At 37.3% G+C, this 26,945-nt stretch carries 28 protein-coding genes and 1 pseudogene; 22 read left to right on the top strand and 7 right to left on the bottom strand.

Annotated elements, in window-relative coordinates:
• The first annotated feature begins 650 nt into the window (after positions 1–650).
• The 9 genes from BVH04_RS22220 to BVH04_RS22180 all read left to right on the top strand — a co-directional run bounded on the left by BVH04_RS22220 (position 651) and on the right by BVH04_RS22180 (position 7,740).
• A complete protein-coding gene (locus BVH04_RS22220) occupies positions 651–1,493 on the top strand; it encodes a sensor histidine kinase (RefSeq protein WP_086543661.1) in 843 nt (280 codons plus the stop codon).
• The gene (locus BVH04_RS22215; RefSeq protein WP_086543660.1) at positions 1,483–2,232 is read left to right on the top strand and encodes a LytR/AlgR family response regulator transcription factor; all 750 of its coding nucleotides are present in this window, start codon (positions 1,483–1,485) and stop codon (positions 2,230–2,232) included. Before BVH04_RS22220 ends, BVH04_RS22215 begins: the two co-directional genes overlap by 11 nt.
• 114 nt (positions 2,233–2,346) lie before the next feature.
• Positions 2,347–2,610, top strand: a complete 264-nt coding sequence (locus tag BVH04_RS22210) for a hypothetical protein (RefSeq protein WP_086543659.1) — start codon at positions 2,347–2,349, stop codon at positions 2,608–2,610.
• 11 nt (positions 2,611–2,621) lie between these two features.
• Entirely contained in the window at positions 2,622–3,365 is a 744-nt protein-coding gene (locus tag BVH04_RS22205; protein ID WP_086543658.1) for a hypothetical protein, read from the top strand.
• Between the two features lie 19 nt (positions 3,366–3,384).
• Complete coding sequence (locus BVH04_RS22200; protein ID WP_086543657.1) at positions 3,385–4,041, top strand: hypothetical protein; 657 nt, start codon at positions 3,385–3,387, stop codon at positions 4,039–4,041.
• Between the two features lie 185 nt (positions 4,042–4,226).
• A complete protein-coding gene (locus BVH04_RS22195) occupies positions 4,227–4,898 on the top strand; it encodes a hypothetical protein (protein ID WP_086543656.1) in 672 nt (223 codons plus the stop codon).
• 39 nt (positions 4,899–4,937) lie between these two features.
• Positions 4,938–5,462 carry a hypothetical protein gene (locus tag BVH04_RS22190; RefSeq protein ID WP_086543655.1) on the top strand — a complete coding sequence of 175 codons (525 nt, stop codon included), beginning with the start codon at positions 4,938–4,940 and terminating at the stop codon, positions 5,460–5,462.
• 5 nt (positions 5,463–5,467) lie between these two features.
• Positions 5,468–7,120 carry a hypothetical protein gene (locus tag BVH04_RS22185; RefSeq protein WP_086543654.1) on the top strand — a complete coding sequence of 551 codons (1,653 nt, stop codon included), beginning with the start codon at positions 5,468–5,470 and terminating at the stop codon, positions 7,118–7,120.
• A gap of 197 nt (positions 7,121–7,317) precedes the next feature.
• A complete protein-coding gene (locus BVH04_RS22180) occupies positions 7,318–7,740 on the top strand; it encodes a hypothetical protein (protein ID WP_086543653.1) in 423 nt (140 codons plus the stop codon).
• Positions 7,741–7,765: 25 nt separating this feature from the next.
• Here the strand turns inward: BVH04_RS22180 and BVH04_RS22175 are convergent.
• Both BVH04_RS22175 and BVH04_RS22170 read right to left on the bottom strand, forming a co-directional pair.
• Positions 7,766–8,215: pseudogene (locus BVH04_RS22175) on the bottom strand (reverse transcriptase domain-containing protein); the annotation flags it as partial.
• A gap of 1,063 nt (positions 8,216–9,278) precedes the next feature.
• Positions 9,279–9,764 (bottom strand): helix-turn-helix transcriptional regulator, encoded by a 486-nt coding sequence (locus BVH04_RS22170; protein ID WP_086543651.1) that lies wholly within the window; start codon positions 9,762–9,764, stop codon positions 9,279–9,281.
• 422 nt (positions 9,765–10,186) lie between these two features.
• Between BVH04_RS22170 and BVH04_RS22165 the strand changes: the two genes are divergently transcribed.
• A complete protein-coding gene (locus BVH04_RS22165) occupies positions 10,187–10,531 on the top strand; it encodes a CRISPR-associated endonuclease Cas3'' (protein WP_086543650.1) in 345 nt (114 codons plus the stop codon).
• Between the two features lie 386 nt (positions 10,532–10,917).
• On the opposite strand, the gene BVH04_RS26260 is transcribed toward BVH04_RS22165, so the two are convergent.
• The 5 genes from BVH04_RS26260 to BVH04_RS22140 form a co-directional block, all read right to left on the bottom strand.
• Positions 10,918–11,058, bottom strand: a complete 141-nt coding sequence (locus BVH04_RS26260; RefSeq protein ID WP_240511021.1) for a YgiT-type zinc finger protein — start codon at positions 11,056–11,058, stop codon at positions 10,918–10,920.
• 38 nt (positions 11,059–11,096) lie between these two features.
• The gene (locus BVH04_RS22155; protein WP_086543649.1) at positions 11,097–12,413 is read right to left on the bottom strand and encodes a Fic family protein; all 1,317 of its coding nucleotides are present in this window, start codon (positions 12,411–12,413) and stop codon (positions 11,097–11,099) included.
• A gap of 83 nt (positions 12,414–12,496) precedes the next feature.
• Positions 12,497–12,931 carry a hypothetical protein gene (locus tag BVH04_RS22150; protein WP_086543648.1) on the bottom strand — a complete coding sequence of 145 codons (435 nt, stop codon included), beginning with the start codon at positions 12,929–12,931 and terminating at the stop codon, positions 12,497–12,499.
• Position 12,932: 1 nt separating this feature from the next.
• On the bottom strand, positions 12,933–13,592 hold the full coding sequence (locus tag BVH04_RS22145; RefSeq protein ID WP_086543647.1) for a helix-turn-helix domain-containing protein: 660 nt from the start codon (positions 13,590–13,592) through the stop codon (positions 12,933–12,935).
• A 10-nt stretch (positions 13,593–13,602) separates the two neighbouring features.
• Positions 13,603–14,193 carry a hypothetical protein gene (locus BVH04_RS22140; protein WP_086543646.1) on the bottom strand — a complete coding sequence of 197 codons (591 nt, stop codon included), beginning with the start codon at positions 14,191–14,193 and terminating at the stop codon, positions 13,603–13,605.
• A 576-nt stretch (positions 14,194–14,769) separates the two neighbouring features.
• On the opposite strand from BVH04_RS22140, the gene BVH04_RS22135 reads away from it, so the two are divergent.
• The 12 genes from BVH04_RS22135 to BVH04_RS22085 form a co-directional block, all read left to right on the top strand.
• Entirely contained in the window at positions 14,770–15,084 is a 315-nt protein-coding gene (locus BVH04_RS22135; protein WP_086543645.1) for a phosphoribosyltransferase-like protein, read from the top strand.
• Positions 15,085–15,142: 58 nt separating this feature from the next.
• Positions 15,143–15,376 carry a hypothetical protein gene (locus BVH04_RS26805; protein WP_449353823.1) on the top strand — a complete coding sequence of 78 codons (234 nt, stop codon included), beginning with the start codon at positions 15,143–15,145 and terminating at the stop codon, positions 15,374–15,376.
• 10 nt (positions 15,377–15,386) lie between these two features.
• Positions 15,387–15,875, top strand: a complete 489-nt coding sequence (locus BVH04_RS22130) for a phosphoribosyltransferase-like protein (protein ID WP_086543644.1) — start codon at positions 15,387–15,389, stop codon at positions 15,873–15,875.
• 17 nt (positions 15,876–15,892) lie between these two features.
• On the top strand, positions 15,893–16,495 hold the full coding sequence (locus BVH04_RS22125; RefSeq protein WP_086543643.1) for an NADAR family protein: 603 nt from the start codon (positions 15,893–15,895) through the stop codon (positions 16,493–16,495).
• An 88-nt stretch (positions 16,496–16,583) separates the two neighbouring features.
• Positions 16,584–16,892 carry a PIN-like domain-containing protein gene (locus BVH04_RS25245; protein ID WP_169714485.1) on the top strand — a complete coding sequence of 103 codons (309 nt, stop codon included), beginning with the start codon at positions 16,584–16,586 and terminating at the stop codon, positions 16,890–16,892.
• A gap of 376 nt (positions 16,893–17,268) precedes the next feature.
• Complete coding sequence (locus tag BVH04_RS22120) at positions 17,269–18,066, top strand: hypothetical protein (RefSeq protein WP_086543642.1); 798 nt, start codon at positions 17,269–17,271, stop codon at positions 18,064–18,066.
• Entirely contained in the window at positions 18,066–21,227 is a 3,162-nt protein-coding gene (locus BVH04_RS22115; RefSeq protein ID WP_086543641.1) for a DEAD/DEAH box helicase, read from the top strand. Before BVH04_RS22120 ends, BVH04_RS22115 begins: the two co-directional genes overlap by 1 nt.
• Before the next feature lie 319 nt (positions 21,228–21,546).
• Positions 21,547–21,915 carry a hypothetical protein gene (locus tag BVH04_RS22105; RefSeq protein WP_086543639.1) on the top strand — a complete coding sequence of 123 codons (369 nt, stop codon included), beginning with the start codon at positions 21,547–21,549 and terminating at the stop codon, positions 21,913–21,915.
• Between the two features lie 412 nt (positions 21,916–22,327).
• On the top strand, positions 22,328–22,528 hold the full coding sequence (locus BVH04_RS22100; RefSeq protein ID WP_086543638.1) for a hypothetical protein: 201 nt from the start codon (positions 22,328–22,330) through the stop codon (positions 22,526–22,528).
• A 366-nt stretch (positions 22,529–22,894) separates the two neighbouring features.
• On the top strand, positions 22,895–23,182 hold the full coding sequence (locus tag BVH04_RS22095; RefSeq protein WP_086543637.1) for a hypothetical protein: 288 nt from the start codon (positions 22,895–22,897) through the stop codon (positions 23,180–23,182).
• Between the two features lie 205 nt (positions 23,183–23,387).
• Entirely contained in the window at positions 23,388–25,199 is a 1,812-nt protein-coding gene (locus BVH04_RS22090; RefSeq protein ID WP_086543636.1) for a hypothetical protein, read from the top strand.
• A gap of 16 nt (positions 25,200–25,215) precedes the next feature.
• Positions 25,216–26,945 (top strand): ATP-dependent nuclease (locus tag BVH04_RS22085; protein ID WP_140160641.1); only part of this gene is annotated, 1,730 nt, incomplete at its 3' end.

The raw sequence follows: 26,945 nt of genomic DNA, 5'->3' as shown, positions 1-26,945 counted from the left end.
TTTCCTAAATTAGGGCGAAAAATCATTCATCCTTATGACGAGTTATTTCCGCATAGTTGTTTTCATTCTCCTTGCAGGATCTTTCATCTTATCACACAATATAGTGCGCCGGAGACAAAGGCTTGTTTGTCTTTTGCACCCATGGTTACAAAACATGTCGTCCCGATGGGTCTTTTTACGGATGATTTTCGTCGCATATTTTGTAAGGGCGAATAATCAGTCGCCCCTAAAAACATTTTACTTTTTACTATCCTCAACGTTTATATGTGTTCCGATTTCCTAAAGCTAGGGTTGCAAACATCCACATAGCCAATCTCCCCTTTAGGGGTCGGGGGTTAGCAGATTTGCATAGTATTAGGCGCGGTGGGAGGAATCATTATTACAGGAAGATTTATGGTCTAAAAAGTATCAAGAAAGGAAAATGAGATGCTCTTCTATCTGCTAGAAATCCAGTACTTAAGTCTGGCCAAATAGCTTGGTATTATTCCGATACAAGAAGAATCAGACCAACTTGCTAATCTTACTTTGACTTTAAAAATGTTAAAATTTTAACATGTGTTGCCTTTTTTAATAATTTAACTTTCTGAATATTATAGGTTTAAAGGAAAACACTTATATTAAAGTGATTTTTGAATTATAATTTTTGAACCTTGAACGGATATTTACTCTTCGATATTTTTCTTCAGAGTGAGGTTTCTGATCTGACGCCTCCAATTAATGCGGAACTGATAGATAGTCAAATCAGAAAAGCTTTGCTTTTTGGTTTATTTCCTGTGGTGATAGCTTTTTCATTTATTGTCTTTGTCATCTACAGATCTAAAAGAGAAACCTTATTCAAGCAAAAGGAGATACAATTACGGCTTAGTATAGCAGAAGGAGAACTCAAAGCGCTGAGAGCTCAGATCAATCCTCACTTTATATTTAACTGCCTTAATTCCATTCACCATTTCATCCAGACTAAGGATTCACAGGTTGCAGGCAGTTATTTAATAAAATTTTCCCAACTGGTACGCTATGTATTGGAAAGCTCTGCAAAAAGAATGGTGGATATGCAGGAGGAAATTGAAAACAATAAGATTTACCTACAGCTTGAACAGATGCGGGTTAATTCCTCATTTGATTTTCACTTTGAACTCGCTCAAGAATTAATTGGAAGGGATATCCAAATCCCCCCAATGTTTATCCAGCCTTTTTTGGAAAATGCAGTCTGGCATGGGCTTTCAGAAGGTGGAAAGCTTAATGTTTACTTTTCAGAATTTGATCAAGATCATCTCTGCTGTAAAATCAGAGATGATGGAAAATCCGATCAGGTTAAAGAGTCTTATGATTTAAGCAATGTCATTAAAAAGACTTCTATGGGAGTACATCTGATGAAAGAACGATTTGATTTCTACAATGAACTGAATAAAACCAAAGCATCCTTTTCATTCAATGAAAACCAGGAGAATGGTATGGGTAGGGAAGTTAGAATTTTGATTCCGTATGAAGATTAAAGCTATGGGCTACAAGACTGTTATTATAGAAGACGAGAAGCATGCACAAGAGAATCTTCTAAGATTGCTCAATCAGCATCCAGAATTTGAACTTGCGGGAATTGCAGAGTCTGGAATAGCTGCAGAAGAACTGGTAGAACTAGCGAACCCAGATTTGGCAATATGTGATGTGATGCTCAAGAATGGGACTTCTTTTGATTGGCTTTCTTCACGGAAGAAAATTGAATTTGCCTTGATATTTACTACCTCCTATGAGGAATATGCAGTCAGAGCCTTCAGATTGGCAGCTGTGGACTACCTGGTCAAGCCTATAGATCCAATTGCATTTGAAGATGCATTGAACAGATTTAAGTCTAAGAAATATAATGGGGGTGAACACATCAGGAATTTATTGAATAACCTGACTCTACTTCAGGAAAAGCCGAAAATAGCTCTCCCGAGTTTTACCGGATACACCTTTGTGGATGTAAATGAGATTATCAGATGTGAATCAGATAATACCTACACGACCTTTTACTTAAAAGATAAGCGGAAGATCATTGTATCCCGCACTTTGAAAGACTGCGAGGATATGTTGGACGGGTACAGGTTTTATCGCATACACAATTCACATCTGATCAATTTGGATTATTTGAATGAATATATCAAAGGAGAAGGCGGGCAGGTAAAGCTACTAGACGGGGCTGTGCTGGATGTATCCAGAAGAAGAAAGGAGGGTTTTTTAAAAAAACTAAGATAAGTAATGCCGGATAATTAATTAAATCATCCGGTTACTAGAGTATCTGTACCGATTTCCAATTGGGCGTGGCAGGAGCAGATCAATTGGAGGACATTGGTTTAAAATTTCAAAGATATGAGCAAGCTGGTCGCTTCTACATTTATTGACAAAGGTTCCATATGGCTATATCTGGATGATGAGTTGATAGCAAAAGGAAGCGAAACAGTTACGATGGATTTACCTGCCGAGGAGGAGTTTATTCTACATTGGTTTGTAAAGGCTCCCAAAGGAACTACCTATTCGATAAGCATATCTTCTCCTAAGGAGGCGCAATATCAATTAACAAAAATAACTAAGGAATCAGGAAAAGACTTTGGAATATTCACATTTTCATTTTAAACACTACTATCATGGATGAAGAAATTAATAACCTGCTTAAAACAACTTATAAGATCTGTCTTGACGAGGCGGTTCATCTTATTCTAGCATTTCTAAAAGAGCCAAAACTGAAAGAATTAGCATTAAGTGAGGCAATTGGCGGTACAGTATCAAGAGATGCAATAAAAAATGAATTTGGTGCCATTTTTAATGGTAGTATGGGGTGGTATTGTCGAAATCAAGAAAATAATAACTACCCTAAACTATTTATAGCGTTCGAAGATGGTTCTTACGATGTGGGGAAAGTTCCTGATTTTCCTACTTCAGAAACATTATTGTGTCCCAGTTCCACATTTACTTACAAAGGGAATGATATAAACGAACAAGCTGTGCTCGACATGCTGCTAACTCATCAAATCCCGCTTGCTGGGAATATCCGGATATCTAAAGCAGAAGTAATGAAATTTATAAATCAGTTGCCAGATGAATCTGATGGAATTCCATACAACGTATTTCCCTGCAGTTTTTTTGAAAACAGAGGTGCCGTCAATCGTGATATTGAAGAATTTCTTCTTCACGGAAGTTTGGTCGCTGTTAGATACTATTTTGGTTATGATACAAGTTATAGCCACAAGAAGTCAAATCGGATTCGGGTGATTTTTGTAGGAGTTGACTCAAACGGCAAAAATATTATTGAAACTGGTCCAATAACGACTGTTACTTCTAGGCTGGTTCAAAACTCTTGGCCACCACCTCCACCACCCAACTCCATTTAATAAAAACTATTTTCTGATAATGTTAACTTTGCAGGAAATCTCATCTCTGGCAATACTTATTCCAGTTTGTATAGCTGGAATTAAGCTCAAAACAGGCGACTTAAAACTTCGCCTGTTTTTTGGATTTCTACTATTTGGTGCAGTGGTAGACGGATTAGGCTTTCTTTCGAGTAGAACTAATTCCGTATCAAACATTCATGGATATTTCCTAATTGTATATATTATTTATGAAGCATTTTTTTTTCTTTGGATTGCTAGCTCCAATTTTAATACAAAGTTTCGAAATATACTTCGAGAATATACGGGTTCCATATTTTTATTATCTTTTGGATTTAAATTTTATCTCGAATCCGTCAGCCAAACGCTTGTTTTTCCGCACGCATTTTCATCTTTCTATCTAATTGTTACTTCATTTCTGTCTGGATTTTCATTGTTGCGTATGTCGGAGCAAATAGAAGATTTAATTCTTTACCCTTGGTTCTGGATATTGTCTGGAATTTTTCTCTATTCTTTTGGTACATTTTTTATAGATGCTCTTTTATATACTCAAATCATTGAGAAAATCTGGGGCCTAAGAAATTATCTCAATATTATCCAATACGGTTTTTTTGTGATGGGTTTAATTCTGTTGTTGAATAAAAACAACAGTAATAGTCATCATCTTTCTATGGAATAGATATATGCATTCTTTAAACTCGATTTTAATATGCGAATGACTTTGTCCTATCCGACAACTAGCTGATCATCACCGATTACTGCTTCAGTCCCACCACCTACTTAAGGGGGCTGTTTATCAAATAAACTGCTTCTTACCTTTTGTATAAATAAACAGAACGGGCTGTTTTAAAATTACTAAAGGTTATGAAACCGACATTGATTATCCTATTATTTCTCATCTCATTAAAAGGCTTTTCTCAAGACTCCACTAAAATGATTTCTGCCCAGCAGGAAAAGGTAATTGCCCTGCAGAATGTAATTGATGCGAATGAAAAAGAGAAGGCCGCTTTAAAAGCTTCGCAAGCAGAGGTAATCCCTTGTTTGGATTGTATGCCAGAGCTGGGATGGATGTGGGTCTATGTATTAATGCCTGTTTTACTTTCATTACTTGCTGCTATCTATTTTATCAAGTGGCTGAAAAAGGAAGGATATAAAATTAGTAACGCGCTTTCTGATGATGTGCCAGAACTGCGCCTGGAAGAAGTTCAAACTGCACAGATAGATATGGCTAAGAGTAGAGCAAATATAGTTGATTTAAATGCTCTTAATCCTGCTAATCCGCAAGCAGTGCCTGTTCCAGTAGTCGTGGATACAATCACTTTACCTATGAATAGAAGTAGTAGTCGTTTGATAGCATTCCTGAGTTCTATGAGTGCCTCAGTATTGGCCATTTGCCTATTCTCCTATTACATGTATTTTGCAATCAAGGGGATGCCAATTCCCGAATTCGAAGATCTATGGACAATTCTTGCTGCCCTAGGACTAGGAATTGTACCTTATGCTACTAAGGTGATTAATGAGAAACCGAATAAGTGATCTAATGAATTATATTTTAACATTTAAAATTAATATACTATGAGCCAGATTAAAAATATTTTGGAACTTATCAAAAATGAAGGAGATATAAGGTTTGATGAAGGCCGACCAAATGCCAAGGGACAGAGCCGTATCGAATTTAAACTGCAGAAAGGTCACAAGCATGCCAAAGGATACCTTGACATGGGGGAAGAAGCTTTCAACGTGTCGATACGGGAATCTAACTATTCACAGGAATACCTTAAAAGGAAATTAAATTTGATTTTTGATACTCCGGCAAGTTATTTATTTGGTGAGGATGTAGCCATCGGCGAAATGTTGTATTTAGATGGCCAAGGAAAAAACGAGGAGGACTACCAAGTAGGAGGACTATATACAATCGAAAAGGAGACCGAACTATTTCAGTTGAAAGATGGGAATCGTTGTTGTAACCCCTCGTCTACACTCCAATATTCTGTGAACGCAACGTTTGAGAGAGGGTTTTGGGGGTCTTGTGTTAATTCCGCGGGGTATCCAAAAGGGGAAACACTGACGTTAGTTTTTGAAATCACCGCAATCCTTTAGAAAAAATGAAAATATTTAAAGTAGCAATCTTCCTTCTGATCATAAGCTCATGTGCCAAACCACTAGTGACCAACAATGACCGGGGGAGCTACAGGTTTGACAAAAGATATTTTACCTCCATTCCTGAGACTCCTGTAATCAACGATATACTTAGAGTGAATGTGGCTCTTTTGCCCCTTCCCGATGAACCGAAACTCGGTGTCATAAAACCTAAAAACTTTTTTGACCTCAGGGATTCAATTCCTCACACTTTCCTCAGAATCATTGGTGAGAAAGCGGACAGTATCCCCCAGATCATTGAGGCCATACAATCGGATCTCTCCAAAATACCGGTCCCTCGGCCAGCCAGCACCAGTACTAATGGTGCAAAGGCATTCAGAGATGACGTAAAAGACGAGGTGAAGGTCAGGTTACTCATATCCTCCGTTGCCAGGTATTACTACGACGAGCACCTGCTTCACCCCAATACACGTATTGAGCAGCTGTCTACAGACATCAAGTTGACTGGTAATAATTTTACGATCAAGACGATTGATAGACTTGAAAATGATCTGGAACTGATCGACCTGGGCACATTGGATCGCAAGAATGAAGTCAGGTTTGTATCGGATCTCAAGGGTGAAGCTGGCGTAGGAGCAGCTGTCTCCCAAACAAGCAATAGGGCAAACACCGATTCGAACGGCACCGGTTCTAACAGTACCAACTCGACCTCTGATTCAGAGGGATTGAACAAAGAAGGAAATATTTCCTCCAACGAAAACAAAGGGGAAGTAAAAACCTCCGAGAACAGAACAGTCGATATTTCCAAAAAAGCAGGCGTAACCGCGGCATTGAAATATGAAAACTCAAGTACGATTAATGAGGGCTTAAAACTGCAGTATCAACGGATCAAAACTAGCTTTTCGTTCTCCGATAAGAATTTGACAGTGACCCAAGCATCTGCTCCAAACAAGAACATTGCTGAAAACGTATATATGACCTTAACCTTGAAAAGCACCCGCAGTGGATCGGATCAAAAAGACTATCTAAATGCTAAGAAGCTGTTCAAAGATGATTCTGGCACTATTAACGGTATAAATGATGCGGGGCTGGAGGTGGTCAGCTTGAGATATATTCCATGCTACTCCGCTAATATTAATTTATCCATCCAATCTGAAGGGATGATCAGGTCAGTAAAGAATCAGGTCAGAGGTAGAAATAGGGGTGAGTTTGACGATAAAGTTATATACCTCCCTTTCCAAACATTAGCAGATACTATTGATATACCTGTCTGGAATCTGGGCGTGTGTACCCAACTATATTCAATGAAAATGTTCTTTCCCGATTCTCTAGGAAATCCGACTGAGAACAGATTGTATGTTCAAGTTCAAGGTGATAAGCCAACTCTCGCGCTTTTCCATGAGGACAATGTGTCTGATTTTAGAGAATGGTTCTTTAGGGCATTAGGAGATCCAGGGCAAAATCTGGTATTGAACAATCAAATAGTGCTTCTTTTGGAAGATCAGAAAAGTGGAGTCAAGAAATTGCTGACGAGCAGGTCTCTCCTAGACATTACTTGCGCAAAGCAGTTTTTTAAAAGTATTAAGTCTATCGAAGCGGTTCCATATCCAGAAAAGGGAGGTATATCAAATATACGTTCTATAGCAAGAGGCCAGTAATTGAAACGCTTTTTTGAATAATGCTGAAAGGAGAAGAATCATTTAGGCTGGCATTTCCGATCACCAATTAAAAAAGTGCATGTTCCAAATTCGCATCGTATTGGGAAGAGGGAAGGGGCGAGGACGAAAACCAAATTTCATCACCTGTACTACTTCCTGTTCATTTGCAGATGGTGAGGTTAAGTTAGAATTAACATTTGCAAATTGCCAAGAATGGCAGTGTAGGATTCGAAACCATCCAACAAAATGACTCAACTCAGAATTTTAAACTTGTTGAGGAAAATGAAATTGATGGTGAAATTGGTGTGGCTGCTCTTTTTCATGCTGGCAGAAGATTAAATGTGGGCTCATTGGAGTTGGGGGCCCACCTAAGTGTTGGTACCGGAGTATCACTTGGAGAAGAGGTTCGTGCAAGAATGCTTTATGGAGGCGGGATTGCCTTCGGCAAAAAGAATCAATTAACTTTTGATATTTTCCGAGCTACTGGTTATGTTGATAGATTAGGCAAACAAGGAATAGAAAACGGATTTGACTATGTCTATTTAGAGAAGCCAACAGTTTTAGTGAAACAACTACAATCTGACTGGGGTATTAGTGTTGGATATATGTTTAATTTCTGAGAGAAGATTTCCTGTTGTCCTGTTTCTACCAAGCTGGGCAAAATACAATCCTACGAATATGCCCATCTCTTTGCATACTCAATCCTCTTCTACCCAGTTCTGTATCCAGTTCGTCTAGCAGGATATTCGATAGCAATGGACTCAGGGGGCTACCTTGCGGTGTACCTTCCAGTCGTTGACTCACTACTCCTCCTTCCATTACTCCGCTGCGCAAGTACGCTCGAATAAGGCCTAAGGTGCCTTTGTTCGTGACTGTGAGCATCAGAAGACTCATCAGTTTGTCGTGGTTCACCTGATCGAAGAACTTTTCCAGGTCAAGTTCTATTACATACGATTTCCCTTCGTTTAGAAAGATCTGAGCCTGTAATACTGCCTGATGGGCATTCTTGTTCGGGCGAAAACCATAGCGCTGAAGGTTGAAAAGAAGGGCTCGTAGTATTGACCTATCCATACGCTGATCGACTGTTGGAGCAGTCGGTCTACTACCTTGGGTATTCCCAACATTCTTACCCCTCCCTCTGGTTTGGGTATCTCTACCTTTTGTACAGGGCTTGGCTTGTAGTTGCCTGACAGTACTTCCTTGCGTAAGTGTTGGTAGTGGGTGCTTAGGTAGTCACGAAGTTCATCGGTCTGCATACCGTCCACACCTCCTACACCCTTGTTGCGCTCTACCTGCAAAAGGGCTCTTTCAATAATACGCCTTTCCATAATTCTATCCAGCATCCTTCTTGACTTTTGACTCACAGGGCACTTCCTTACTCGTTCACACATCAGCTATGCTCCTTTTGCACTTTACTTTCGGGTTCCGCCCTATCCTCCGGCAAACAGCTCTCTTACGTGGTTCGGTTTTTTTTGCTTTCTCTGTAAAACACCGTAATTCGTTACCTTACTTTAACATTCAGCCCTTCGGTCTTTCGTGAGACTTCCCTGTATTTGTTTCTTGACAGGACTCGTTTCTGAACTACTATGGCGTCTGCTGACTTCTGTAAATACCGAAGTGCATCTCTGCAAACGTTCACCGCTTGGGCATTCGAAAATACCAGCCACGGTATACTCTCAGATTTCTCAGGGTAAGATCATTTGCTTTCTGTTTACGTAGCCTCTTCATTTACGTTCATGTGTTCCGTGCAGTATTGGGCTTCTGTTTCTTTTGCAACATCACCCACACATCCCCGCCTTATATGAAGTTTCTATTAGTAGGCTCGATCCCGATAGCTTCCTTCAGATTCGCAGTCGCCTACGACACCCTTGCTATTGGCTAACGATAAGTACTGCAACTTTCGTTCGGGACTTCCACCCTAGAGCGTTATGATCATGCCTGACACACAAAAAAAAAACCTTTTCGGGTTCCTTTTCTTTAAATATTAAATTTTATTGATTTCAATTAGTTTCCCACTTTAGTATGGAAAGCACCTTATTAGCAAATTCAAGCTTGGCAGGAAAGAGTACTTTTTTTGAAGAACTATTCAAAGAAGTATTTTTTTGGATTTTTATTCCAAACTTACTCGCGCAATAAATAATCGTTTAATCAATTAGCTTTAGTATGAAATTACTTTTTCATAATCATACTTTTTATATTTCTCTAAATTGTCTTGTTCACTTTTAAGTTTTATTAGCTCATTCTTCATAACGATCTCAAGCCAAATCTCAGGATTGATATGAAAGAATGAGCCTAGTTTCATTGCAAGATTAGAATTAAGCTTTCTGTCTCCCTTTAAATATTTTGATAGGTTTGGACTATCCATATCTATAGATTGAGCAAGTTTGCTTTTTGTAATATTTAAAATACCATTCAGTTCTTTGACGATCTCTTCCATGTCAATAATAGAGTCTGAGTTCTCCAGATTTTCTTCTATCCTGTATTGAAGTCCTGCCAATTGGATTTTTATTTGGGTTGCCGGACTCCGTTTCAAAGCGTTTTCTTTTGCCCGGGAATCAGATTCCTTCAATGCTTCTTCATTCCAATCCTTTAGGGTTTCAAGTCCGATTTTCACATCGTACTCGTCAAATTCATTATTTTTCATTACGATTTTGATTTACGGTTGTAGGGTTACTGTCTAGCTAGGTAATTTTGTATGAGTGCTATACCATCGTCATCAACCAAACACATCCCTGTTTGACTATAACGCTTAAACCCATACTTTGCTGAATAAACAGCCATTAACTTTTCTCCATTCTTTGCTTTTTCCTCTCCGACATCAAGTTATAGATATCCTTTATAGTGTCTAATTCCTCTAATTAGAGACTGCTGAAATGAAAATGCAATTAGACACCGATGTTTCAATCCTATTTGAGGTGGATTCGGTATTCGAGGCAGTCTTTTTTAATGTCTTTTTAGAGGCATGTCCTTGTTTCAATCCTATTTGAGGTGGATTCGGTATTCGAGGTCAGCATTACTTTCAATTGGGTTCTGAAGAGTTAATCGAAAACATTCAATTTTTGGAATATGCCGGTGTTTTCGCATAGCAAACTGAACGAAGGTAAAAGGGAACGGAGTAAACTACTCATAGCTCATTTGAGCGGTGTTCATGATAAAGCATTATCTCATTTCTCAAGTAAAGTCGTATTTGAGAAATGTGATAATGTAAACCAACTATTAAGTGTTGTTTGCTGGCTTCATGATCTTGGGAAATACACTTCCTACTTTCAAACTTATCTTTTGGAACCGGAAAAAGTGGATCAACAGCTAAAGGCACATTCCAATCTTGGTGCACATACCGCTTTTCAATATTTCTCTGAAAATCCTGAGAAAGCGCTACTTGCCTTTTTTTTGTCAATTGTCAGTAAATGACAAACTTTATGCGGTGTAAAGGGGGGTACTTGAAGTTAAAAAACCCGGATTTTAAATAAATACCACTCAACTGCTAATGAAATTAAATCCTTCCTTCCAGAGAGATCCAAGAATTTACTCTACCTATCGCTATGTGTGCGCCCTTATCAGTCTCTTTCATACTTAAGGTTCTGGCCAATAATTACCGATTAGTAGGGCTTTTCAAAAAATGTAGTTAAGGATGTTAAAGGCCTATTAGCTAAAATTTGAAAAAGTGGAAGATGTGATAATCTCAATAGGGGAATGAATTCGCCTTTTTCCTCAAGCCTCCTCAAGCTTCACCACTTCAAGTTCAGCACCTTTATTATAAGCTTCTTTTCCTTTTTCCAAGTACTAGTTTGGTCATTTCACTGGATAGATAATAATGACCAGTTTGTACATACCTTCGCAGGTACTTCCTTGATCAACACGATTATTCCTCTTTTTTCCAGTGTTACAGTCACCAAACCTTTTTCAGTGGAGCCGTTTTTGTATAATGTACATTCCATATCAGTTTGATTTTGCATTTTGCCTCTTACCACGAAACTTAAACCTTTTCCGAAAGTGTCTTAGTATGCATTAGCTTAACTTCTTTACAAAGCAATTTTATTTCTTCTCTGGTGAGTATCGAGCCATATGTCTTTTTCAAAACCGTCTTTTGGCTGTTGTCAAGCTTGAAATTAATAGAATTATTTTGACCTAGCTTGATATGATATCGGGATGTAAAATTAGACTCTTCACTACCTTCTTTTTTCATGCCGAAAAACTGATAGGTAAGGATAAATTCTGAGGTGTCTTCAGAAATAATTTGTCGAATAGTCTCAATTTGGTTTTCATAATTATCTGCATCATCAGCAGTTTCAACCCACTTTTCATGTCTTAAGTAAAAATCATCGAAAGCACTACAGGTAGCAATAAATTCCTTCCAGAGTGGCACGACTGAATTGTCATAGAACTCTAAGATCATTTCTTTTGAACGAACAAAAGGTTTTTTACTACTAGATTCACTAATCATTTTAGCCTTCAACAGCGCGATCTCCATATCCAAATCATCCTCTTCCTCTATGCTTTCTCCGTTGGCTCCTGAGATCATTATTTCCAGAGACCGAATCAGGTTGGAAGCAATGTATTCAAAGAATGGTGCGATAATTCCGGCATCTGCCTGTCGCAAAGCGGCAAAGTAATTTAGTTTATCCTCTGTTTTTATAATGAGCGGCGGATATCCGAAATGGATCAGGATGAAATTCATTAGGATGCGAGCCAGTCTTCCATTTCCATCATCAAAAGGATGGATCCGAATAAATTTATAATGGAATTCTGTGGCCAGAAGAATAGGGTTGATATCCGTTTTCTCACTTTCAGCACGATACCAGTAGATTAAATCATGCATCTGGGAAGGTGTTTCTTCCGATGTTGCAAATCTGAAAATTTCTCCTGTTTTAGTCAATACATGATTGGGAACAGATTTATACTGACCCACTTGAATCAAGCGTTTTGTGGGTTTTCCATCGGGAGTGATAGCATCTACTTCATATGGTTCTTTGAGCAAGAGCGTATGCAGCTCTCGAATAAATGTTTCTGTCAAAGGGTAATCTCCCTTCACCACATCCATTACCCATTTGATGGCTTGATCATGACCGGTGATTTCGAAATGATCTTTTAAAGGTTTTCCCTGAGCGGTAATTCCAAATAAAATCAAAGCCCTTGTTTCACCAAATGTTAAAGAATTCCCTTCCAGATTATTGGAATGATAATTCCAATCCAGACGAAACTTTTGCATGATAATATCCTCTTGCTCCCTAGAAATAGGGCGAAGCTTATCAAGTTCGTTTTTTAATGCAATAGTTTTAGAAATGGAGTCCATTTTTATCTTTCCTTAATTATTGGTTTGAATAGCGTTTATTACCTTTAAGTGATGTTTTTTTTGCTCTATTACTATTTTTCGGATTAAGCTATTGATTGGATTACATCCGCATCTATCAGCTTATTCAAGTTAACAGTAGGGAGGATGAGACGGTTAAATTCTGTATTTTTAGTTTCAGAATGAAGAATTCCCCTTGCCGATCCTATAGTCAAGGACATCATATGGTGGGCAGTACCTTTTGGAAGTTTTATTTGATTAGTTTTTGTGCCTTTCAATTGATCCCAGGATTCTTCCTCTACTTCAAAGTAGACAGCAACTTCAAGAATCAAGAACGGAGAAATTTTACCTTCGTATTTAACTAGGCAGGAGCAGCAAATCATTCTTTTCTCTATATCAGGAAAAGAGAAATTTATCCCAAATGAATACTGAAATTTTTCCGCACTGGAATCATAGGCATCAGGGAGGATTGCAAATTGCAGTGTGGCAATTTCGCGAAGCCCGAATTTTATATTTTCCATGTTATATTTCTTCAGCTACAAAACTTTCAGAATCTACCCAAGCCACTTTTTTTGAATAGGATTTATGCTTTACATCCACAAGGCACACTTCACTTTCGAAATGGAATTCTTGCTTAAGCATTTCAAATCTTTCATGTGCTCGTTTAATAGCTTTTTGCTTCATTTGCCCGTAATATCCATTTGCAAAAGTTGGGAGAGGGGAATTACTTAATGTACCGCCATAAAATCTCGAATTATGGAATGATTGATAAGAAGGTTTTTTTAATGCATACCCGATTGAGCCTGTACCTAAGTCTAATGCAATAGAGGAACTTTTTGTTGCTTGAAGATCTTTGGAAAACTTGTTTAGTTCTGACTCTAGATTGACAGTTCTTATTAAATCAATATTAAGTGCAGATTCAATTTTCTCAATAGTACCTAGTGTAAGATTTTCCCTTCCTTTCAGGATTTTACTGATCTGCTGAGGGGTGACATTTACTAGTTTACCCAAGTCAGTCTGTGAAATTCCATTGGTCTTCATAAAATAAGCCAATTGAGTTGCTATCATCCCGGATTTTCGAGATTCTTGGCGAGCTGATTTTCTTTCCTCCGCTTCCTTTTTCCACTCGGTGTCTTTTTTTGAGTTTTTAAGAATATTTTGAATATGTGGGGTAAGTTTCATAGGACTATTTTTAACCTTCTAACTTATCTAAGAGATCAGGATCGATCTCAGGGTCTTTAAATAAATAATTGTAAACTTTTTGAAGCTTGATCAATTCGAGATCAAGATCTTCTGACTCTTGCATTTTATGGGTCAACTTTATTCCACCGCCTGATATGAAATAGAGATTCTCACTATATCTTATCGCATAAAATCTAAGCCAACTGTTTTCGTAAATTCCATAGGCTTTGAATTCGGTATTGTCCGATTCTTTTCGGATTTCTTTATGGAGTGGTTTAAAAATATCATCTAAGGTTTTTCCCTTTTCAGTTCCGCTTGCCAATTTCAAGATTTCCTCTTCGAATTCGCTAGCTTCTTCAATTGTCCAATTTATAGCTTTGGTAATTTCTACGTTAACGGCTGGATCTCCGTTGATCATTTCATTCCAAAAGCGGCTTTGAAGCTTTTCCTGATTTCTTATGAAGTAATCTGCCAGGTATTCTCTATCCGTCCATTGGTTAATAAGTCTTCGAAATTCATTGACTCCCTCATAGCTGGTCTTATCAAAGACTGCTGCATAAAGAACTCCCTCAAGAATTTCAAATGTATCTATTAACTTCACTATTACAACTTATAGGTTTAAAAAATTGTTCACAAAAGTAACTTTTTTTAAGATAATCCTACCTAATCATTGATGATTCTTTCGATTGGAGATCAATCTGATTCTAATTGCAAATACTTTTTTATTCGTTTATAAATCTGATTGTCTAACATTAATTCTGAGGCTTCCTTTCCTCCTGGCTGCTCTTTCGTCAGACCTTCCCATCTCACCTCAGTAGTATCCGCCCCGATCAACCGGATTTTCTCAGTTTCCCTGCACCATCTTTATCCAGAATGTATCGCCATCTACGAGCTTGTGAACCTTGTTTGGCCGGTGGCGTAGTTGAGCCAGAAGTGGGAATGCTGAGAGTAAGAGGACGAATACTAAAAGATATCTTTTCATGGCATTAAAAAGGCGCACTACTAATTTAAGAATAAAATATGAATCTCATAGGGAGTAGAAAAGCCAATTGAAAATTGGTAAAAATAGTAGGGTGGAATTACAAATCCCACCCAGTCCCACGAGCGATAAGACTACGCCGAGAGGGGACTTGAATTTCTAGATTTTATAGAGAATGCTTTTGAAAGGGATTATGAAATGACAAATGAAAAATTTGCTTTTAGAAATCCTGAGTATCCTTTGAAAGAAGAATTTTATTCGTCTTCAGAAAACAGAGATAGATACGAAAGAATTTTGCTCGATAAAGGTTTAAAAATTATTAATTCAATTAGTGAATTAAAAGCAAAAAGCTTAAGACCGCTTGGAATGACACCTCCTTCTTACAAAACGCTTGGTAAAGGGTGCCATTTTTTCACATGGCGAAATATTTCCAACACATGTCCTATTATATTTTGGTGGGAAGCAAATGGTTGGTACCCGCTGTTTCCAGTTAAAAATAGAGGGAATCATTAATGATTTTCATTTTTTGGATTGCGTTTCTTAACCACATTGGTATTGAGGTCTTGATGAGATCGTTAAGGAGAGAACGGGTTCATCAATTGAGGATTTAGATAAATTTCCAAAAAAGCACTTCCTCTATATTGACGATATTTTGGCAACTGGTGGGACTTTGTATAAAGATTTCGTTAAATGGCTTTCAAAATCAGGTGAAAATGGCAGAAATTTAGATTCTAGTTCTAGATGGATCGATTACTTTAGCTTCGAGCTTTTTTTGTGTCCATCAGCTAGGTCAAGGAAATTTTGAGTGGAGATTAATGAAGGATGTTGATGATAGACTCCTTGGAAAATTTCCAATGAGATTTGATTATCTAATAGAAAACCAAGTGAAATGGAGTAATCAAAAGCTTAATTGCCTTTATCCAGTTCAAAATCAATCTAAGTTTGTTATGGATTACCTTAATTCTCTGACAATCAGTACTCCTGGTAATACCCCTGCGTTTCGGAATCCCAATCAGCCAACAAAAGAGGTTTTCTTCTCTAATCCGCAGAATAGGTTAACACTTGAGCGAATTTTCTTAGAAAAGGGGATTGAATTGTTGGGAAAAGTGAAGTCATTATCCCCTGATCCTAGAAAAAGACCTTTGGGAGACACGGTAAAGTCTCACCGAACATTTGGAACGGGTACTTTGTTTTTTACGTGGAGGAATGTTTCCAACACCTGCCCTCTGGTATTTTGGTGGGATGTGTCCGGTCATGACTGGATTCCATTATTTTGTGTAAAAAATAGAGGCCAGTCTCAATAAAAATTATAAATTAAAGTATGAAAATCTCAGAAAGAGTTTATCAACCGACTGAAGTGGTAGCATTTAGCAGCACTAAGGGTGAGTTTGGCGGACTTTCTAATATGGCTCCAGGTTTTGTCATTCGGGTCAATGATGTTATAATTCCCACTGCAGAAGCGCTTTATCAGGCCTGTAGATATCCTTTATTTCCAGAAATCCAAAAGGAGATTATTGAGCAACATAGTCTAATGACTGCAAAAATGATTAGTAGAAAATACTTGGATAAGACAAGGCAAGACTGGGAATCTATTAAGTATGACGTCATGTATTGGGTATTACAGGTTAAACTTTCCCAGAATTATGAAAAATTTTCAAAAGTCTTGATGGATACACGAAACAGTCCCATAGTGGAAGTTTCAAAAAAGGATAAAGATTGGGCAGCAATGAGGGATCAAGACAAAACATTAAGAGGGAGAAATGCATTGGGAAGGCTTTTGATGAAACTCAGGGAAGAGCATATCTTTAATCAAAACCCGATCAGTTGTGTAGCTCCTTTACCTATTACTGGTTTTTTATTGTATGGATCTGCTATAGAAACGGTATGTGATCCAGCACTTGAATTTGAAGAAGAATTTGCTTAATAAGGAAGGTAAATAGTTTGCTATGCTATCTTTTTAATAGGGATTACGTGTTTTACAAAGGGATTAAGAAAGAGGGGAAGTCTAGCACCTGCCAGAATATTTTGGCTATGGAACCAAAGACAAAGATTGGATCCCAGCCATTGGGAAGTTAAAAGCTTGTGTGATTACCAGAGATGTACATCTTAATCGACGCAAACATGAAATAGCCCTACTGAGAGAGCATAATCTTGAGATTTTCTTTCTGATGGCAAAAACAAAGAAATCTGGATTGAGCGTCTGGCAAATGGTAGAGATGCTTTCCCGCTCTTGGCCAGAAATCACCAGAATTGCTGTAGAAGAAACTAGGCCTTTTGGATATGAGGTAAATGTAAATGGAAAGATTAAAAGGATTTTTTAAAATTTGGAGGATGTAATAAAATAATCAGACAAAAATCCAACATCTCCACCCGCTGATCCTATCACCCCACCAAAAAACCGCTCTTCCGCCTCACTTTTCTGCCATTTCACCAAAAATTACCCTTTACAGGGTATAGAATCTTTGAAAAATTCCACTTTCTTGCCCCTACTCTTTATCACTAGAAACTCTAAAGTCCCGAGACTGATAGGATTCAGGAGCACTGCCAACTTTTACTACCCATCCGAGCTTAAATCCGGTCCCATTTCGTATTTGATTTTTGGATACCTTAGGAAAGAGGTATGTTTATGATTTAATCAGACAAAATGGTATCTATTACTGTGTGCAACTGTATCAACATGTTAATAATTAGTGTTTTATGAATATACTTTTTGAAAACATAGAAACTCTAGGTAGAAACTATCAAGGAATTAGCATTGAAGAACAGGAATGCCGCCAACACTTGCAGGGCGCTGTTATGGATAATTTACAAGATCGTGAGGAATGGCAAGATTCTCTAGATCGATTAAGAACTTTGAGGGATGAGACTGGGTTTGAAGCAAGTGATGGCCTATTGGCTGATATTCAGGCTTTAGAAAATGAAGACATACAGGTCCAACAATTCCGAGTTGGGGAGGCCTATGCTGAGGTTATTTTAGAACAGGAATTTACTTGCCGTTTTCACTGGAATGAGAATAGAGATGCTAGAAATCCAAAGGGAAATAAGACTGGAGCAGACATAGTAGGATTTATTGAAGTTGACGGTCAAGTCCTTTTCCTTTTTGGCGAGGTTAAAACCTCTTCAGAAACTGCCAATCGACCACCCCAAGTAATGACTGGTTCTAAAGGTATAGAAAGCCAGTTGAGGGATTTATACAATGACAGGCGCAAAAGACAAGTTTTGATCAGCTATCTCCAAAATAAAATGAGACATTTTCCGTCTCAACATCAATTCAGGACAGACTTTGAAGCTAGTCAAAGGGCATATTATAGTTCTGATAATTATCATCTCATTGGTGTTTTGATTAGAGATGTTGAACATGATGAAAGGGATGTTTCATTGAGTTATGGCAGACTAAGAAACCATGTTTTGGAGCCCAATGGCATAAAACTTTTGGCTATGTACCTTCCCATTCCGAAAGAAGGATGGGTACAGATTATAAATAATAGAACCTAATGAGCATTCAGGTTAAATATAACTATCTCGAACAAGCATACCCAGATATGCTTGAAGGGATCGGTGCGCTCATTCAAAAAGGAAAGCTATCGAAACGATTTGAAAAAGTAAACTTAACAGATGAGGATCTAGCACAGTTAGAGAAAGCTAAGGAATTATGTGAACTGAGAATCATAGAACTTTGGGATGTACGAGATTCTGTCGAATTTAAAGCACTATGTTCAGTTTACTTCGATATTACCAGTCAAATTCCGATAAATATTGAAAATGAATATTTTATACTTGAGCAATTCAAGTTAATTGCGTTCGGTTATTTGGGAGAGCACTGGCATTTTGTAAAGCAATATCTCAAAGGGCTTACCGGACAAATCCAAGCTTTAGAACTTGGAGAAAGCTGGAACAATAGAATTTTAACGGTTTCTTTCAAAGCAATCGTTCAGTTGGTCAAAAAGGAGAATTGGCGGGACATTAGCCAGGCCGTTGAGCTTATCAATCAATTAAGAAGTGAGCAAAATCAGTTTGAAAATCTATTTTTAGATCAAGTCAATGAAGAAAGCCGTCCTTATGGAGCCGCTGAATTAGTATCCTTGTATCACTTCGCCAAGAGTATTGACATCCTTGGGCAATATTTATTAGAAGGAAGACCGTTGGAGCCGGAAGATCAATTGCAATATCATTTGCAAATCTCTGGAGAGTATGCCCATAAATCAGGCAACATAAGTTTAGGTCTTTTATATCAATTCTTCGAAGCATTTGCCATAAAAATTGTCAGAAATACCATATGGTATAACACCAGAGGTATCAACAATTGGGTTACTAAATTCAATCGGTTTATAAGTCGTCAGGAACATGGGCGGTTTGAGTTGCTTTACCCACAGAAAGAGTCCATTTTGGAAGGGCAATTGCTTAATCCCGCACATCGGGCCATTGTTGTAAATCTTCCTACTTCGAGCGGGAAAACCTTAATAGCGGAGTATCGGATTTTACAAGCATTAAATCAATTCAGAGAACAAGGTGGTTGGGTTGCCTATGTGGTGCCAACAAAGGCATTAGTCAATCAGATTTACAATCAACTTAAACGGGATTTAGGTAACATCGGTCTAAGTGTAGAAAAAGCAAGTGGTGCCATTGAATTGGATGGTTTTGAACAGCACTTAATAGAAGAAAGTGGTAACCAAACTACGTTTGATGTGCTTGTAACCACGTACGAGAAAATGAATCTTCTCGTACGTCAGGGTCTTGGTACTACCAATGTGCGTCCCTTGGTTTTAACTGTGGTAGATGAAGCTCATAACATTGAAGAAAAGCAAAGAGGTTTAAATCTTGAATTTTTACTTTCCACCATCAAAAATGATTGTGAGGAAGTAAATTTCTTGTTGATGACTCCTGATATTTCGAACTCCCAAGAAGTTGTGAATTGGCTAGCTGGGGATAGAGGTCAAGTTATCAATTTGGAGTTGGATTGGTGGCAGCCAAATGAACGAGTGATTGGTGCTATTCAGGTTGAAGGTAAAGGCAGAGATTATGACTATTTGCTGAGGACTCTTCATACAGATAAGGGAACTTATGAAGTAGGGGATGCTATTTCTTTAAGTAAAGGAGATGCCGGAGAAACCGCATCCCAAGCGAAAGGGTCAAAAGTTAAAATCGCAAAGAACGTAGCTGCCCAATTTCTAAATCTTGATTCACCAATCATAGTCTTGGCATCTGCCCCCAATGAAACGTATAGCATTGCTGAAACTCTATTCGAAAAATCAAGTGATAACTTTGGTCAGGATGAGGATGTAGATTTATTAATAAAATTGGTACAAAGCGAGCTGGGAGATAATTTTCCATTAGCCAGGTTTTTAAGCAGAAGGATTGCAGTACATAGTTCTGCTTTACCCGATGAAATTCGTTTTTTGATTGAAGATTTGATGTCCAATGAAAAACTGCAGGCTTTAGTTGCCACCACTACCATCGCACAAGGCATCAACTTCCCAGTTTCTGCGGTGATCATGGGAGCTTATAATTATCCATACTCAGGTGCAATGCCAGTTCGTGATTTCTGGAATTTGGCAGGAAGAGTAGGTCGTGCAGGCCAAGATAGTATGGGATGGGTAGGTATGGCTGTGAGAAGCGATAAAGATCTGCAAGACGTTTCTACATATATCACCTCTGCTTCCGGGGCTCTATTATCCCAACTTGCAAATGCTATTGATAATGCTCTCAGACATGCAGATTTTGGTTTTGAAATGTGGCTTTTTGTTGACGAAAGATGGTCTGCCATCCTTCAATATATTTCTCATCTCAGAAAACAGGAGCAAAGTCAGGAACTATTTTTGGCGCAATTAGAACAAAAATTGCAAGGAACTTTGGGTTACCGTCAATTACCTGCTGAAAAGAAACTATTCTTAAGAGAGAATATTAGAAAGTATGCGAATTCTATTTCTTTGGCGGATGCAAAGATGTCTGACGCCACAGGTTTTTCATCAGTATCTGTAAGACAAATGATTGGAAAACTGGCAGCATCAGGTATTTCCCCAAGTGATTGGAATAGAAATCAACTTTTTTCAGAGCAAAATCAAAGTATGCAAAAGCTTGTAGGTATAATGTTAAGTACCTACGAGATAAAAAAATCAATAGAAGAACTAAGTTCTGGAGAAAGACCTTTAGACCAGTCGAGCATTGCGAGAATGATAATTGATTGGGTCAATGGGCACAATATCTCAAGAATAGCACGCCGATTTTATCCTAATGAAGATTTGAACAGTGCTATTCAAAAAACCACTAAAGCTCTGTATAAGATAGTGGCGAACTCTGCGACATGGGGGCTAGCAGCATTACAAAAAATGCCTACAAGTGGGGTTGATTGGGATAGCCTTTCAGAGGTAGATAAAAAGAGGATGGCTAATCTCCCTGCCTACTTGCACTATGGTGTTAATACGGACGAAGGGGTGCTAATGAGAAGGAATAGTGTGCCGAGAAGTATTGCCAACCGAATAGGTCAATTGTACAATGAATCCGTAGGTGGGGAAATTTTCACTCAACCAACCGATTCTGTAAGCAATTGGCTAAGTGGTCAAAGTCAAGAAACTTGGGATAGCGTGCGACCTGCTGGATCAAGATTAAGCGGTCCGGAATACAAACGGGTTTGGGAAAAATTGAATGGGATAGATTAAAAATCGAGTAGTTTATATCAAAAAAATATTGTGACCTATAATATTATGCAAATGGACAGAGAGGGTGTTATAAAAAATGTTCTTTTGCAAACTTTACTTATTGAGGAAACGGAAAAGCATTTGAGTTACCTGCTTAGTAATAATGAACTAGAATTCATTAAAAACACTGCCATAGATGTATTAAAAAATATGCCTCCAAAAGCATTCAACTGCACTCAACTGCACTCAGATATCTGCAATTTGGGCAGCAATTATCCACGATCATTCTACTATACCTGTTTCGGTTATTTGTGGAGATCTTCTATTCCAAGGTAAAAAAGTGTTTGTTTGTACCAATCCTCTTCCAGATCCGGAATTTGGTAATGTTGAAAATAAAGTATGGGATGGACATTGTTGGCTTGAATTTGGAGGTTTAGTTGCTGATGCTTCTTTCTTTCGAACGATTTATTTTGGAGATATTCCAAGTCAATTAAGAAAAGACGTAGTCGAAAAATTTGGTGAAGGCCGGGGTTCATTGATTGGAGCTCTTCAGCAGATGGAATTTTATGAACTTTCTTATTTACCTAAATATTGTTTGACTAATTTCCAGATTGATGCATTAATCAAGTGTTCAAATCACCCCCATCCCTTCCTCAGAAATCACATACCTCTGCTCTGCACTATTTCGAATTTCGGAGGATTAAGATAATACCATTACCCGAATAATATTTTTGAGGACAGGGGTTTATGGGAGAATGGCTTGTGCAGCAGGTCAACGATGTACTTGAAAGAATTGAAGAGATGAAAGATGAACACAAATAAATGACTGATAGAATAGGTTTTATGAAGATAGATATGTCAGACTAGAAATCGTTCTGTCAGAGAATTCTGAAAAAAGTACTGACTGACAGAATAATATTTGGCAGAAAATAAATGTTTGTGCCAATTACTGTTAACCTTCTAGAGATTTGATTTTCTGGCACTAGCCATATTAAAAAAAGTAAAACTAGTTTTTAAAAAAGCTTAGTCAGTAGAGTCAAAAATAAGGGGAGATATTCCATTACATTTGGATCACTTCGATATTTATACCAATAATCTTGGAGGTTTTTAACTAATTATCTATGAATCAATATTTTAATTCTGCGAAAGATTACTTTGATAAAATGAGGCAGGAAGGAAGGATCAAGCTGATCCATGATTCCGCTGCTTCACAGGCGATGCTCGTCGAAATGAACGAGGAGCTGGAAAAAATGCGACTGGACTTCCTTATGAAGGAAGGCAGATCAATGAACGAAGCAAAGTCCATTGTGATCAATGCATAAATGATTACAAACTTAACTTACTGCGGAGCCAAGTGCTCCGTTTTTTTTTGCCCAATATGTTGATTTTTGGCAATGAAATTATTCTCATCTCTTTCGTCAAAGAATTTTATATAAAAATAGCATTGCCTTCATCATACAGCCACTAAACCTATAGACTACTGATCACATCGCCCTATCAAAAAAAACGACCCTTTCCCCTCACTTTTTTACAATTTCCTCAAAAAATACCCTGTACAGGGTATAGAATCTTAGAGAATTTCCCCTTTCTTGACATTGTCTTTTACTTCGAGAGCATCAACCAACCTTTATTACCCATCTGGGCTTAAAGACGGGAATCATTTAACAAGTTTTAAATTTGAAAGCTAAATGTTAGTTCAATCAGTCGCCTTCTCCTTGAGGAGAAGGAGGGAAGAGGTAAAGAAGATTCTTCACACCCTCCTTTTTACAGCATTCTTCCTGCTTGCAGCCCAGCTTCAGGCACAGACAGTCTTTATCACTAAGACAGGATCGAAGTATCATAAGGAATCCTGCCGCTACGCCAAAACAGGCTGGGCTTCTGATCTGGCAGTCGCTAAAAAGAGGGGCTTGACTGCCTGCTTGGTGTGTAAGCCTTCTAGTAAAGAAACTGGCAAAGCTGAACTAATTCCGCTATGATCGGAATCAAAAAAGATAGAACCAAGCAAAGAAGTTAAGCCAACTCTGATAACTTCCTCACAATGCGCCGCTACCACTAAGGCAGGCACTAGGTGCTCAAGGAAATCAGCTGCTGGAAGTAGTTATTGCTAGAAGCTTGGGGAGTAAGAATACTCAAAGTATACATAATTTTATGATATAGATTTCTATTTAAAACCAGTTTCATATGACGGAAGAAGAATTAAAAAATAATTTAGTGTTAAATGAAAATGCATACTTTTTTAAGAGAGTTAAAACTGGTCGTTTATCCAAGGTATTAATTGAAGAGACTTTCAGAGAAACTTCTAGTGAAAGAATTGGAAGATACCTGCTTAAACAGATAAAGATTAGTTATAAGGTAAGAGATGGAAATGATGTAGATTGTTCAATTTGCGTTTTTAAGTATCAGAAGAAACCATCATTTATCCAAGATGAGATAGCAGAATGGAATGAAGTAAAGCTTGCTTATATCGTAATTTTGGATTTTGATTTATATACTGTAATATCAAAAAGAAATATTTCTGGTACAAGAAAAATATACGATCAAATTATACCAATCGATTATAAGATCATGTCATCCTTATTTATTGATGATAACACTTCCTTTGAAAAATTTTCTATGAATAATATGAATATATCAGATAATGTTATTCGACAAAAAAGTATCGAAGCTATTGATTTGAAAGAAAACATTTCAACTTTCGGATTGCAAAGTTATATATTAAATAATCTGCGATTAAATAATAATGATGATAAAGTGTCTTTATCTTTAAATTCTTCTAGGATCAATAAATTTGGTAAGAAAAATAATCTCGACTTTTTCATTATGTGGGCCACTACAATAGTAATGAAAATTGAAAATTTCAATTATTCAGAAACATTTCTTTCATCGTTTGCAACACCCCTAGATTTTGAAAGTGAAAAGAAATCATTAAAGCCAATAGCTATTTTATTTTTGTTAACTCGAATCAATGATGATTACGAATCTAATAAAGTGGATTCGACAGTATTAAGGATAGGTGATAAAGAACGACATATTGATTTGGTTACAGTACTAAATAATTTTTCACGATTATTAGAAATAGAACAACGCATTAATGATGATGGTGATTTGTGTTATAAAGTATCAACTTCAATTGTTGACGATCTTATAGTCTCAATGAATACAAAGTCTATAACTTTGCGGTCTGAAAAATTGAAAAAAATAATATTGAAATTTAGTGATGATTCTGAGATTTCAATAATTGATTATTATAATAGGTATAGTAGTTATATTATAAATTTTGATAGGGTTGAGCTTGTGTATAGTCACAGAAAATTGTTTATGGATAATCGATTGTTAGGAAACATTGATTCATTTCTGCGTGTTTTTCAGCCAAACAGTGCATTAAGTAATGTCAAAAGTGAAAAAGGGAATTTTTCAACAACGAGTACTGCATTTTCAAATGATTCCCTATTCGGTTTTGTAGAGAGTGAATATTTAAATGATTCTGATTTTTTTATTTGTGATGATCTTGGCAGGGAGTGGGCAGATCACATCGGTCTATACAAAAATCATGTTTCATTTTTTCATTCAAAGTTTAATGATTCAAATTTTTCCGCCTCTGATTTTCAGGATATTGTTGGTCAAGCACAGAAAAATCTTGGAAATCTAAGTCCTTCTGATTACCAATTTGCTTCAAAATCAACCTTGTGGAGTAGTAATTTTCATATTAATAGCATTTCAACACAAATTGGCAGAGTTAGGAAGGGCTCTTCTGCTGACGATTCAATTGAATATTTTAAAAAATTAAAGACTTTCCCAAATCTATCAAAAAAAGTGTATCTCATTATTAACTTTATTTCTAAATCCGAATTGGAAGATAGGCTTAAAAAATTGAAGAAAGGCGAATCATTTCGAGAAAGAAATGAAGTCATACAGATACTCTGGTTTGTTTCATCATTAATTTCAAGTTGTGTCGAAGTTAATGCCGAAGTCTATATAATTTGTAAGCCATAAAATAAACTAACTTTTAATGTATATTTCTAAGCTTTCAATCCGAAATTATCGGAACTTCAAAAACGTCTCTCTTGAATTTCTAAAAGGAGTAAATACAATAATTGGTGAAAATGGCTCCGGAAAAACTAACGTCCTTCACGCACTTAGATTGTTGATTGACGAAACCCTTCCTCGAAGCATCAGATTTTACGAATCCGATTTTAATAGGTCAATTGGTGATTGGAAAGGTCATTGGATTATCATTCAAATTGAATTTTCTGATTTGGATCCCAGCGAAGAAGCTCAGGCAATTGCAATGCATAAGGCAGGAAGTATGGAAGATTTCGATTCTACCAAAGGAACATACTCACTAATTTTCCGGCCAAGAGAAAATAAAAGACGGGAACTTTTTGAATGCTCCGAGGATATTTTCCCTACAAAACAAGATCTCCAAAATATTTTAGATTCAATAACACTCAACGACTATGAATTAACTTTCAGGGGAAGAGGGAATATTGACTTTTCAATTGAGGAAAATTACATCCTGTATGTAGGAGATTTTGAAAACATTGCCTTTCCAAATCCAGATGACCAGCAAGAGGATGTGTATGGAACGCGGTTGTTTGGCTTTTCTATACCAAACGAGCTGTCATGCACTTTCATTAAAGCCCTTCGAGACGTAGAAGCAGATTTAAGATCTTATCGGGACAACCCCTTGCTTAGTTTGTTACGAGGAAAAGAACAAAGTATTGCTGTAGCCAAAAAAGATAGTATAGAGGACAAAGTCAATAAACTTAATGAGGAAATCACTGATTTGGATGAAGTTAAAGAAGTATCTCAAGGGATTTCAAAGAGTATTAAACAAGCAGTGGGTGAAACCTATGCTCCGTATATTGAAATAAAATCCGAGGTACCTTCTGAAATTGAAAAGCTTTTGCAATCATTAAAACTATGGGTAGGAGATTCTGATGAACCGGATTATAAAGGACGAATATGGGAGTTGAGTTTAGGTGGTACTAACTTGATTTACTTGTCATTGAAACTACTGGAATATGAGAAAGTAAAAGCTCAGAATAAAATCGCAAATTTCCTTTTGATTGAAGAACCGGAAGCGCATATCCATACGCACATCCAAAAAACGCTCTTCCAGAAATTGCATAGTCACAATACCCAAATCATCATAAGCACTCATTCTACTCACATTTCTTCTGTCAGTAAAATAAGTTCAGTTAACATATTGAGCCGTGCGAAAAAAGAGGTTTTGGTATTCAGTCCTGCTAATGGATTAAATCCAAAACAAATTACGGCTTTGGAAAGGTATCTTGATGCAGTACGAACGAACTTGTTATTTGCGAAAGGGGTGGCATTGGTTGAAGGTGATGCGGAGCACATACTGATACCGGCCTTATTTAAGAAGGTCTTTGGAGTTTCGCTGGATGAAATAGGAGTAAGTCTCATCAATATTGGTAGTACAGGTTTTGATAATATTGCAGTCATCTTTAATGAAGAGAGAATAAAAAAGAATTGTGCGATAATTACGGACTTGGATAAATCGATTCTTAAACTTCCACCTGAAGAATCAGAAGATACACCTGTTGAACGTGGATGTCGAAATTCTGAAAAGTCCGGAGCTGCTCGCAAAATATCTTTGGATAAATTTTGCAATAAGAATCCATGGATTAGCCCTTTTTATGGGAAATATACTTTTGAGGTCGAGTTTATTCGTTCGGGTAATGCATTTGAAGTAAATGCTCTGGTAAATGCTAA

The organism is Algoriphagus antarcticus, assembly GCF_002150685.1.
GTDB classification, from domain to species: domain Bacteria; phylum Bacteroidota; class Bacteroidia; order Cytophagales; family Cyclobacteriaceae; genus Algoriphagus; species Algoriphagus antarcticus.
Note: the sequence above shows the minus strand (reverse complement) of the source record. Positions and strands in the feature narration are given on the sequence as shown.

Coding starts and splice junctions, on each gene's coding strand:
- BVH04_RS22215 (WP_086543660.1), top strand. CDS start 1,483: ATGAAGATTAAAGCTATGGGCTACAAGACTGTTATTATAGAAGACGAG.
- BVH04_RS22210 (WP_086543659.1), top strand. CDS start 2,347: ATGAGCAAGCTGGTCGCTTCTACATTTATTGACAAAGGTTCCATATGG.
- BVH04_RS22205 (WP_086543658.1), top strand. CDS start 2,622: ATGGATGAAGAAATTAATAACCTGCTTAAAACAACTTATAAGATCTGT.
- BVH04_RS22200 (WP_086543657.1), top strand. CDS start 3,385: ATGTTAACTTTGCAGGAAATCTCATCTCTGGCAATACTTATTCCAGTT.
- BVH04_RS22195 (WP_086543656.1), top strand. CDS start 4,227: ATGAAACCGACATTGATTATCCTATTATTTCTCATCTCATTAAAAGGC.
- BVH04_RS22190 (WP_086543655.1), top strand. CDS start 4,938: ATGAGCCAGATTAAAAATATTTTGGAACTTATCAAAAATGAAGGAGAT.
- BVH04_RS22185 (WP_086543654.1), top strand. CDS start 5,468: ATGAAAATATTTAAAGTAGCAATCTTCCTTCTGATCATAAGCTCATGT.
- BVH04_RS22170 (WP_086543651.1), bottom strand. CDS start 9,764: ATGAAAAATAATGAATTTGACGAGTACGATGTGAAAATCGGACTTGAA.
- BVH04_RS22165 (WP_086543650.1), top strand. CDS start 10,187: ATGCCGGTGTTTTCGCATAGCAAACTGAACGAAGGTAAAAGGGAACGG.
- BVH04_RS26260 (WP_240511021.1), bottom strand. CDS start 11,058: ATGGAATGTACATTATACAAAAACGGCTCCACTGAAAAAGGTTTGGTG.
- BVH04_RS22155 (WP_086543649.1), bottom strand. CDS start 12,413: ATGGACTCCATTTCTAAAACTATTGCATTAAAAAACGAACTTGATAAG.
- BVH04_RS22150 (WP_086543648.1), bottom strand. CDS start 12,931: ATGGAAAATATAAAATTCGGGCTTCGCGAAATTGCCACACTGCAATTT.
- BVH04_RS22145 (WP_086543647.1), bottom strand. CDS start 13,592: ATGAAACTTACCCCACATATTCAAAATATTCTTAAAAACTCAAAAAAA.
- BVH04_RS22135 (WP_086543645.1), top strand. CDS start 14,770: ATGACAAATGAAAAATTTGCTTTTAGAAATCCTGAGTATCCTTTGAAA.
- BVH04_RS22130 (WP_086543644.1), top strand. CDS start 15,387: ATGAAGGATGTTGATGATAGACTCCTTGGAAAATTTCCAATGAGATTT.
- BVH04_RS22125 (WP_086543643.1), top strand. CDS start 15,893: ATGAAAATCTCAGAAAGAGTTTATCAACCGACTGAAGTGGTAGCATTT.
- BVH04_RS22120 (WP_086543642.1), top strand. CDS start 17,269: ATGAATATACTTTTTGAAAACATAGAAACTCTAGGTAGAAACTATCAA.
- BVH04_RS22115 (WP_086543641.1), top strand. CDS start 18,066: ATGAGCATTCAGGTTAAATATAACTATCTCGAACAAGCATACCCAGAT.
- BVH04_RS22100 (WP_086543638.1), top strand. CDS start 22,328: ATGAATCAATATTTTAATTCTGCGAAAGATTACTTTGATAAAATGAGG.
- BVH04_RS22095 (WP_086543637.1), top strand. CDS start 22,895: ATGTTAGTTCAATCAGTCGCCTTCTCCTTGAGGAGAAGGAGGGAAGAG.
- BVH04_RS22090 (WP_086543636.1), top strand. CDS start 23,388: ATGACGGAAGAAGAATTAAAAAATAATTTAGTGTTAAATGAAAATGCA.